At 64.2% G+C, this 7,774-nt stretch carries 11 protein-coding genes and 1 tRNA gene; 11 read left to right on the top strand and 1 reads right to left on the bottom strand.

Going from position 1 to position 7,774, the window contains the following annotated elements; all coding sequences use genetic code 11:
• Positions 1-1,133: 3-phosphoshikimate 1-carboxyvinyltransferase (gene aroA, locus ACYPYD_RS13990; RefSeq protein WP_459663743.1), on the bottom strand; the 1,133-nt coding region annotated here is incomplete at its 3' end.
• Positions 1,134-1,354: 221 nt separating this feature from the next.
• Between aroA and ACYPYD_RS13985 the strand changes: the two genes are divergently transcribed.
• From ACYPYD_RS13985 to ACYPYD_RS13935, 11 genes are all read left to right on the top strand, one after another.
• Positions 1,355-1,678 carry a TIGR02300 family protein gene (locus ACYPYD_RS13985; protein WP_008829084.1) on the top strand — a complete coding sequence of 108 codons (324 nt, stop codon included), beginning with the start codon at positions 1,355-1,357 and terminating at the stop codon, positions 1,676-1,678.
• A 390-nt stretch (positions 1,679-2,068) separates the two neighbouring features.
• Positions 2,069-2,144: transfer RNA gene (locus ACYPYD_RS13980), tRNA-Ala, on the top strand.
• Between the two features lie 173 nt (positions 2,145-2,317).
• On the top strand, positions 2,318-3,772 hold the full coding sequence (gene ffh / locus ACYPYD_RS13975) for a signal recognition particle protein (protein WP_036522535.1): 1,455 nt from the start codon (positions 2,318-2,320) through the stop codon (positions 3,770-3,772).
• Between the two features lie 37 nt (positions 3,773-3,809).
• On the top strand, positions 3,810-4,235 hold the full coding sequence (gene rpsP / locus ACYPYD_RS13970; protein WP_285018071.1) for a 30S ribosomal protein S16: 426 nt from the start codon (positions 3,810-3,812) through the stop codon (positions 4,233-4,235).
• A 3-nt stretch (positions 4,236-4,238) separates the two neighbouring features.
• Positions 4,239-4,754, top strand: coding sequence for a ribosome maturation factor RimM (gene rimM, locus ACYPYD_RS13965; protein ID WP_459663720.1), 516 nt, complete (start codon positions 4,239-4,241; stop codon positions 4,752-4,754).
• Between the two features lie 54 nt (positions 4,755-4,808).
• A complete protein-coding gene (locus ACYPYD_RS13960; protein WP_069707467.1) occupies positions 4,809-5,087 on the top strand; it encodes a hypothetical protein in 279 nt (92 codons plus the stop codon).
• 8 nt (positions 5,088-5,095) lie between these two features.
• Positions 5,096-5,461 carry a PIN domain-containing protein gene (locus tag ACYPYD_RS13955; RefSeq protein ID WP_459663719.1) on the top strand — a complete coding sequence of 122 codons (366 nt, stop codon included), beginning with the start codon at positions 5,096-5,098 and terminating at the stop codon, positions 5,459-5,461.
• Between the two features lie 83 nt (positions 5,462-5,544).
• Complete coding sequence (locus ACYPYD_RS13950; protein WP_232495859.1) at positions 5,545-5,733, top strand: hypothetical protein; 189 nt, start codon at positions 5,545-5,547, stop codon at positions 5,731-5,733.
• A 353-nt stretch (positions 5,734-6,086) separates the two neighbouring features.
• Positions 6,087-6,833 (top strand): tRNA (guanosine(37)-N1)-methyltransferase TrmD, encoded by a 747-nt coding sequence (gene trmD, locus ACYPYD_RS13945; RefSeq protein WP_459663717.1) that lies wholly within the window; start codon positions 6,087-6,089, stop codon positions 6,831-6,833.
• On the top strand, positions 6,830-7,195 hold the full coding sequence (gene rplS, locus ACYPYD_RS13940; protein WP_008829168.1) for a 50S ribosomal protein L19: 366 nt from the start codon (positions 6,830-6,832) through the stop codon (positions 7,193-7,195). The genes trmD and rplS overlap by 4 nt, the downstream gene beginning before the upstream one ends.
• Positions 7,196-7,529: 334 nt before the next feature.
• Positions 7,530-7,774 (top strand): HU family DNA-binding protein (locus ACYPYD_RS13935; protein WP_459663716.1); only part of this gene is annotated, 245 nt, incomplete at its 3' end.

Here is a 7,774-nt window from a genome sequence, read left to right as displayed (position 1 = left end):
CCGGTGATGACGAGGCCGTCCTCGGTCTCGCGCACGGTGGCACCGGCGGCGGCGAGGGCGGTCGCCATCACGGAGATGCGGTCCGATTCCTTGACGCGCAGTTCCTCGAGGCCGGTGGTGGTGGTCACGCCCTCGGCCAGCGCGGCGGCGACGAAGAGGACGGGGAATTCATCCACCATGGCGGGCACGATCGCGGGATCGACATCGATGCCCTTGAGCGCGGAGTGCCTGACCAGCAAATCGGCGACCGGCTCGCCGCCGACTTCGCGGGGGTTCACTTCCTCGATGGAGCCGCCCATCTGGCGCAGCACTTCGACGATCCCGGCGCGGGTGGGGTTGAGGCCGACGTTCTCGATCAGCACTTCGCTGCCCGGGATCACCAGAGCAGCGACGATGAAGAAGGCGGCGGACGAAGGATCGCCCGGAACCTCGATGGTCTGCGGCTTCAGTTCGGCCTCGCCCCGGATCGAGATAACCCGCGCGCCGTCGGCATCGGTCTCGACGGTGAGGTCGGCGCCGAATCCGCGCAGCATCCGCTCGGAGTGGTCGCGGGTGGGCACCGGCTCGATGACGGTGGTGATGCCGGGCGTGTTGAGGCCGGCCAGCAGGATCGCGCTCTTTACCTGTGCCGAGGCCATCGGCAGGCGGTAGCGGATCGGCACCGCCGGGCTGGCGCCCTTGAGGATAAGGGGCAGGCGGCCGCCTTCCGATGCCTCGAAGCTGGCGCCCATCTCCGAAAGCGGATCGATGACGCGGCCCATCGGGCGCTTGGAGAGCGAGCCGTCGCCGATGAAGGTCGCGGTGATCGGGTGGCTGGCGACGAGGCCCATCAAGAGGCGCGTCGACGTGCCCGAATTGCCCATGTCGAGCGGCGCTTCGGGCTGGAGCAGCGCACCCACGCCGACGCCGTTGACGGTCCAGGCGCCTTCCCCGGTGCGCGTCACGGCGGCGCCCATCGCGCGCATCGCGGCGGCGGTGGAAAGCACGTCCTCGCCTTCGAGCAGGCCGGTCACTTTCGTCTCGCCCACTGCCAGCGCGCCCAGCATGATCGAGCGATGGCTGATCGACTTGTCGCCCGGAACCCGGATTCGCCCTTTGAGCGGCCCGGTCGGCAGGAAGCGGCGGGGGCGCATGTTTAGCGTGTCGTGGCTCACGGGATTGGACTTTCGAGGCTGGAATGCTGCAAAAACGGGGCGGCTTTTGACAGCGCCTGCCCGCTATGGCAAGGCGCGCGCCCTGATGCGGCCTTGCGCGCCTAATCTCGCGAGACTTGATTAAGTGCGCAGGCTTTCCCATCAAGACACGCAATTTACTTCGCCCGCGCCATCCGGAACGGGCCAGACGAGGACTTTCCATGGCCAAGGCTGAATGGGGCGCCAAGCATGGCTGCCCGAAATGCGGCACCCGCTTCTACGACCTGGGCAAGGATGACCCGGTCACCTGCATCGAATGCGGCAACGAATGGACCCCCGAGCCGGTGCTCAAGTCCAAGCAGCCGATTCCCTATGAGGAAATCCAGAAGAAGAAGGAAGTCGTCGAGACCGAGGACGAGGATCTGGCCGAAGAGGATCTCGACATCGATGACGACGGCGATTCGCCGGACAACGATGTGGACCTCGGCGGTGACGACGATCTCGGTATCGGCGCCGGCGGCGACGACGAAGACCACGACAACTGATCTGACACGGGGCTGGTCCGCTTTATAGCGAACCGGCCCCGGCTGATTCTGGGATGCTTGTTCGGTGGCGCACGCTGCCGCGCTTTCGCTCCCCCAGTCATTCCCGCGAAGGCGGGAACCCAGCTCCCGACGGCTCCTGTTGAACCCGCATCAGTGGGGCCACCCGCCTTCGCGGGGATGAAGGGGGAGCAGGAGCGCAGGTGTGGTTTTGAACGGCGAGCCGGGCTTCAAAACTCGCTGCCGAAAAAAATCGACATCACGCAAATTTTCCTCTTGCCAAGTTTTCGGACCGCCCGTAGATGGCGGCCTCCCAAGCGGAAGCGCTTCTCTGAAACGCCGAAAACAAGGGAAACGGGTTGGTCCCCCCAGGGCTAACTTGCTGAAATGATTGGGGCCTTAGCTCAGCTGGGAGAGCGCCTGCATGGCATGCAGGAGGTCAGCGGTTCGATCCCGCTAGGCTCCACCATTTCGCTACATTGAAGTTTCGCATGATTGCGACACGCTGGTTGACGAGGTTTCGTCCACCGGCGTTTTTCGCATAAAGTCATGCACGCCGGTCAGCGAGGTTTCGCCCACCGGCGTTTTTTGCGTTTCGCGGTTCGGCCTGATCAGCCGGGCCTTGATGGAGTGAGCGGCCGTATGTTCGACAGTCTTTCAGATCGCCTTGGCGGCGTCTTCGACAAGCTGCGCGGGCGCGGTGCGCTCAAGGAGCAGGACGTTCTCGATGCCATGCGCGAAGTGCGCATCGCGCTTCTCGAGGCCGACGTCGCGCTGCCTGTGGTTCGCCGCTTCATCGATACCGTCACGGAAAAGGCCGTCGGCCAGAACGTCCTGCGCTCGGTCACGCCGGGCCAGCAGGTCGTCAAGATCGTCAACGACGCGCTGATCGAGACGCTGGGCGGCGAAGAGACCCCCGGCCTTGACCTTGAGGCCGTGCCGCCGATCGTCATCATGATGGTCGGCCTCCAGGGCTCGGGCAAGACCACCAGCACCGCCAAGATCGCCAAGCTTCTCAAGGAGAAGCAGGGCAAGAAGGTGATGATGGCCTCGCTCGACGTGAACCGTCCGGCGGCGCAGGAACAGCTCAAGGTGCTGGGCGAGCAGGTGAGCGTCGCCACGCTCCCGATCATCGCCGGCCAGCAGCCCACCGAGATCGCCACCCGCGCCATGCAGGCCGCGCGCCTGCAGGCCGTGGACGTGCTGCTGCTCGACACCGCGGGCCGTCTCCACGTCGACCAGCAGCTGATGGACGAGATGAAGGCGGTCGCCGCCATCTCGACCCCGCGCGAAACGCTGCTCGTGGTCGACTCGCTGACGGGTCAGGACGCGGTCAACGTCGCGCAGTCGTTCGCGGGGCAGGTGGACCTCACCGGCGTCGTGCTGACCCGCATGGACGGCGATGCGCGCGGCGGTGCGGCGCTGTCGATGCGTGCCGTCACCGGCAAGCCGATCAAGTTCGCAGGCACCGGCGAGAAGATGGATGCGCTGGAGGTCTTCCACCCCAGCCGCGTCGCCAACCGCATCCTGGGCATGGGCGACATCGTCTCCATGGTCGAGAAGGCCGCCGAAGCGGTCAAGATCGAGGATGCAGAAGCGCTCGCCAAGCGCATGGAGCAGGGCAAGTTCGACATGAACGACCTGCGCATGCAGCTCAAGCAGATGCAGAACATGGGCGGCCTCGGCGCGCTGGCGGGCATGATGCCGGGCATGAAGAAGGCCAAGGCAGCGATGCAGCAGTCGGGCATGGACGACCGCGTCCTCCTGCGCATGGACGCGATCATCGGCTCGATGACGCCGAAGGAACGCAGCAATCCCGCACTGCTCAACGCCAAACGCAAGATCCGCGTCGCCAACGGCTCGGGCACCCAGGTCCAGGACGTCAACAAGCTGCTGAAGATGCACCTGGAGATGTCCAAGGCCATGAAGCAGATCAAGAAGATGGGCGGCCTCAAGGGGCTGGCCGCGATGTTCGGCAAGGGCGGCCTCGATGCCGCGATGCCGGGCCTTGGCGGTGCCGGTCTCGGTCCCTCGGCCGGGGGCTTCCCCGGGCTTGGTGGCGGCGGGGCCGATCTCAGCAAATTCCTGAAACGATAATCTCAAATATTCCCAGAATTATAGAAAGGTAAGTCTCATGTCCGTTTCGATCCGTCTTTCGCGTGGTGGTGCCAAGAAGCGCCCGTACTACAAGATCGTCGTCGCCAACGCGACCGCGCCGCGCGACGGCAAGTACCTGGAGCAGGTCGGCACCTACAACCCGATCCTCGCCAAGGACGACGAGAACCGCGTGCGTCTGGTCGAGGACCGCGTGCGTTACTGGCTCGGCGTGGGCGCCCAGCCGACCGACCGCGTTGCCCGCCTGCTCGACAAGGCCGGCGTGAAGGAGCGCGCCGCGACCAACAACCCGAAGCAGGCAGAGCCCGGCAAGAAGGCCAAGGAGCGCGCTGAAGACCGCGCCACCAAGCTGCGCGAAGCCGAAGAAGCCGCTGCTGCTGCCGCCGCTGCTCCGGCCGAGGAAGCTGCTCCCGAAGCAGCCGCCGAGGAATCGACCGAGGCCTGAGCCTTGGTTGACGGCAAGAAGGATCGCCCCGTCACGCTTGCCGCCGTTTCCGGCGCGCACGGCGTGATGGGCGAGGTTCGCCTCAAGCTGTTCGGTGAAGGCGTGGCTGCGCTCAAGCGCTACCGCGCCTTCAACGATTCCAGCCTCACCGTGGTGAAGCTGAAGGACGACGGCAAGGGCGGCGCGATCGCCCGCTTCGACGAGGTGAAGGACCGCAACGCGGCGGAAAAGCTGCGCGGCACCGTGCTCACTGTCCCACGCTCGGCGATGCCAGCGCTGGAGGAGGGCGAGTATTACCACGCGGACTTCCTCGGCCTGCCTGCCGTCTCGGAAGAGGGCGAGGCGCTGGGTACGTGCGTGGCGGTCGAGAACTTCGGCGCGGGCGACGTGCTGGAGATCGAACGGCCGGTGAGCGAGGACGGCAAGCGCCGCCGTTTCATGGTGCCGATGACGCCTGCCGCCGTGCCCGAATGGAACGACGAGCGTATCGTCCTCAACGCGGCCTTCGCGGAAGAATAGCTCGCCTTGTCGCGTGCTGTCCGGCGATGTATATATACATTGCCGGAGCGCGTCATGGGCAAGGTATACACCACCAGAAGCTTCAAGTCGGGCAATTCGGTCGCGATCCGGATGCCCGCTGGTCTGGGTATCGAGCCGGACCGCGAATGGATCGCCGAATGGGTCGACGGTGACTTGCGCCTGCATGCCAAGGAGCAGCCAAGGCGCAAGATCGACGTCAGTGGCTTCGCGGGCAAGGCGCCCTGGCTCAAGCCGCTGCCACCGGAACTGCGCGAATTCGAGGAACGGCCGAGCACTATCGCTGCCCGCGAGAAGGCTGAGAGCGGCGAGTGACGCGCTATATGATCGACGCCGATAGCTCGATCTACGCGATGGTGGATCAGGCAAGTCCGGTCAATGCCCGGCTGGCCGATTGCGAACCGGGTGATGTGGTCATATCGACCATCAGTTTCGCCGAGATCGCATTGGGCGTGCAACTGCAGGAGCCGCCGCTGCCAGGAGTCCTCGAGGCATTTCTCGAAGCCGTGCCGCTGATGCCGTTCGATGAAATGGCCGCGCGCGAATATGCTCGGTTGCCGTTCAGGCGCGCCCGTTTCGATCGCCTGCTGGCCGCACACGCGCTGAGCATCGCTGCGATCGTCGTCACGAACAACGAAGCCGACTTCGCGGACGTGGCCGGGTTGAAGGTGGAGAACTGGACGAGATAATGCCGGGCGGCGCGGTCGGGAGAGAAGTCTGGCGACTGCTTCCGCCCCATTGTGGTCATTCACCGAAATGATAGTTTCGCTTCATGAAAGCACTGGAAAAGAAGCAGCGCTTGGCCGCCGCCACTGCTCGCTACCTCAAGCAGATTGGCCGACAGGCTCAAAAGGGACTGGAGCCAAATGATCGAGGATTCGATCATAAGCTCGACGCAAAGCTGAAACGTATGCGACCCGAGGATGTGGACGCGCTATTCCGTGACGAAGACGACGAATAGGCGAACGGCAGCAACCCACCCAAACCAGACCTATCGATCCACGGTGGGCGGTGAGCTTTTCTTCGTGCCGGAATTCGCGCTCTGTCCTACACGTAGCGAGATCGGTAGCATGTCCCGCATGACCACACCGCCGTGCTTTTCCGACCTGTCACCTTGCGGTTCCGCCAAAGGTCACAGTGCTAACCATGAAAAAATAATAATATCAATTACTAATACCGAAAATCTCCGCTGGTTCACACACGCATCCGTGTCAACCGGACAAGACCGATGAGCAGGCCTCAGCCCTTCGTCGGCGCGGCCGGCTCCGTCGTCAGCACCTTGATCGCCGCGCGGTGTCAGGCCAATGGCGTGCGATGACTTTCTCCACCACCGTGCTCACCCTCTACCCCGAGATGTTCCCCGGCCCGCTCGGCGTGTCGCTGGCGGGCAGGGCGCTGTCGGAGGGCACGTGGTCGATTGATCCCGTCCACATCCGCGACTTTGCCACCGACAGGCACCGCACCGTCGATGACACGCCCGCGGGCGGCGGCGCCGGGATGGTGCTCAAGGTCAATATCCTCGCCGCCGCCATCGACCATGCCCGCAGCGTCAACCCGGGCGCGCCGGTGATCGCCATGACGCCGCGTGGAAAGCCGATCTCGCAGAAGCGCATTCGCGAACTGGCGGACGGCCCAGGCGTCATCCTGCTGTGCGGCCGTTTCGAGGGCTTCGACGAGCGGATATTCGAAGGCCGCGAGGTCGAGGAAGTCTCGGTCGGCGACATCGTCCTGTCTGGCGGAGAATGCGCCGCTTTGATGGTACTCGATGCTTGCATTCGGCTGCTTCCCGGCGTAATGGGCGCCCCTTCCAGCGGGACCGAGGAATCGTTCGAGGACGGTCTTCTCGAGTACCCGCATTATACCCGGCCCACCGAGTGGGAAGGGCGCACGATCCCTGAAGTGCTGCGATCGGGGGATCATGCGAAGATCGCCGCCTGGCGGAAACGACAGGCGGAGGACGACACACGGTCACGCAGGCCGGACCTCTGGGAGCGTCACAGGGACGCTCGGGTTCAGCCTGCCTCTGGCGCGCGGCGAAAAAACGAGGATTTGGGTTCATGAACCTGATTCAGCAGATCGAAGCCGAGGAAATCGCCAAGGCTGCGAAGGATATCCCTGAGTTCCGTCCGGGCGACACCGTCCGCGTCGGCGTGAAGGTCGTCGAAGGCACCCGTACCCGCGTCCAGGCTTACGAGGGCGTGTGCATCGCGCGCTCGAACCGTGGCATGGGTTCGAACTTCACCGTGCGCAAGATGAGCTTCGGCGAAGGCGTGGAGCGCGTTTTCCCGCTCTACTCGCCGAACATCGATTCGATCACGGTCGTGCGTCGCGGTGTCGTGCGTCGCGCCAAGCTGTACTACCTGCGTGGTCGTACCGGCAAGCGCGCTCGTATCGCCGAGCGTCGCATCACCGACAACGCGTAAGCGAAAGTCAGCGACCCGGTCTTACCGCCGGGTTGCACGAAGAGGCGGTTCGGATTCGGGCCGCCTTTTTTCGTGTCTCCGATCCATTGATGTTCATGTTCGGCGGATCGGCTGGCGCAAGTCCTGCAAGCGAGTCGCAGCGCCGGGTTTTGTCCGATGCTGCGCCGCACAACGCTTTGTCTCTGAGAAAACGGCGGAAAAACGCGATTAACTGCGAGTTTTGGCTCTATTTGGGCCTTGCCACCCGCAGGAAAAGCGGCTCAATTCCGTCCCTCTCGAGGCGAGTAGAATTTCTCAACCATCCGCTCCACTGAAAGGTAAGGGGGTTCCCATAATGAACAAGAACGATCTCATCAGCGCAGTCGCCGATTCCAGCGGACTGACCCGCAGCGACGCCACCAAGGCTGTCGAGTCCGTGTTCGACGCGGTCACCGGCGCGCTGAAGAAGGGCGACGAAGTGCGTCTCGTCGGCTTTGGCACTTTCTCGGTCGCCAAGCGCAAGGCATCGACCGGCCGTAACCCCCGCACCGGCGAGCCCATGGAAATCAAGGCTTCGGCCCAGCCGAAGTTCAAGGCCGG

It is taken from the genome of Novosphingobium sp. 11B, assembly GCF_054589055.1.
The sequence above is the reverse complement of the archived record's forward strand: the minus strand, read 5'-3'. Positions and strand labels throughout refer to the sequence as shown.